The sequence below is a fragment of the Acinetobacter sp. YH16042 genome, assembly GCF_013417245.1.
GTDB classification, from domain to species: domain Bacteria; phylum Pseudomonadota; class Gammaproteobacteria; order Pseudomonadales; family Moraxellaceae; genus Acinetobacter; species Acinetobacter amyesii.
In genome coordinates this window covers 1-1,435 of the sequence record NZ_VPEJ01000116.1, presented here as the reverse complement: position 1 = coordinate 1,435, position 1,435 = coordinate 1, and the positions used below count along the sequence as shown (strand labels likewise).

Below are 1,435 nucleotides of genomic sequence, written 5' to 3'. Positions count from 1 at the left end.
ATCGTGATAGAAAACTTTTTAACTTACCTCCAGTTGATAAAGCTTTTTATACATTTAAAAAAGAATTTAGTTCATATGAACAAGCCTCTCAGTTTTTAAGAATCTATATTCAACCCTTACTGAAAGGTAATTCATTTACACAAGCCTCAATTACTAAGAGGCACGGATTAAATGTATTGAAAGTTACAGCAGATGCGTCTGGAGATAACTATTTTGAATTAATGGAAATTTTTGGTAAACCAGTCTATGCAAAAGGATTTTTGGAAGATTTAGAAGAAGATGTAGAAGAAAATTTAGAGGAAGATTTAGACAAAAAATCGGATGATGGCCGATTAAAAACAGTAGATGATGACTACGATATTATAAATGTGGAATTGGATGGCTATCCTGCAAATTATGATCGTAGTAGCATCAATTATGACTAGAAGAATAGTTCTCTAAGCTATCAGGGGAACTTGTTAATACTAAAGCTAAATTAAAAGTCACCCCCTAAAACCTAATTGTTCTAATAGGGGGTAAAACATTCTGAATTTTGGTGGCTCTAAAAGCATATCTGCAATACGAATGGCAAATTCTTCATAGCTTTCAGTTCCCTGTGAATACTCACTTAATTCAGGCAATTTAGCCATTTTATTGGCGAATAAGTGTCGTTGAGCATCTGTCATGGTTGAGAAAATATTTACCGTTTTTGGATCTCGCTTGTTTTCTACTGATTGATTGCCCGTTTTCTTCTGTTTGAAGGTGAATGAAAAACCTGAAATAGAACGCCCTTTTTTATGTTGCTCATATTTAACTGTAATGTCAGAAAACTCGTTAATTTGATCAATAGCAATATCTAAAACACGTCTTTTAAAAGCTTCCATACGAGCGTATTCATTAACTCCTATACCTATTTGACTACGGAATTTATTTAACTCATACATAGGTGTTTTGCCTACAGACTTCCATTGCATTAAGAGCTCATAAAGACGTACTGCATAAACGCTTTTGAAGTCAGCAGTTTTTTTCAAATGATAACTAGTAAAGTACTGTTCAAACCCATCTATTTTAGTGACATGTTCAATTACCACACGAGTTAGGGTAACTAAAATTCTTCCTTCACCTTTCCGATAATTAGCATCTTGAATCCAGCGACTTTTTGTTAAAGTTCCATCTTCATTGGTAATCGTGAATTGTCTCTTAAAAAGAGAATCTTCTGCTTCAATTAACGCTAAATAAGCTGCATCTGGAGAAACGTTAAATGCTTTAGCATATCTAAGAGCATCTAATTCTAAAGGTTCATCTGTTGATAATCCTTGCCCAGTCTCACGAGCATCTACAATTGCAAGCTGAAGTAAACGGGTTTCGCTTAAAGTAAGTGTCTGTAAAGCTTGTACAAGTCTATTAGATTTTACGACCAAGTCTGTCATGTCATTCTATGTAGCAACAAATATTT

Annotated in this window: 1 protein-coding gene and 1 pseudogene; one reads left to right on the top strand and one right to left on the bottom strand. The window is 33.9% G+C overall.

Going from position 1 to position 1,435, the window contains the following annotated elements:
- A pseudogene (locus FTV37_RS17415) lies at positions 1–425 on the top strand (hypothetical protein); the annotation flags it as partial.
- Between the two features lie 57 nt (positions 426–482).
- Here the strand turns inward: FTV37_RS17415 and repM are convergent.
- Entirely contained in the window at positions 483–1,409 is a 927-nt protein-coding gene (repM, locus tag FTV37_RS17410; RefSeq protein WP_180064338.1) for a replication initiation protein RepM, read from the bottom strand.
- Between the last annotated feature and the right edge of the window lie 26 nt (positions 1,410–1,435).

Excerpts from the sequence above, each read along its gene's own strand:
- repM (WP_180064338.1), bottom strand. The coding sequence starts at position 1,409 with ATGACAGACTTGGTCGTAAAATCTAATAGACTTGTACAAGCTTTACAG.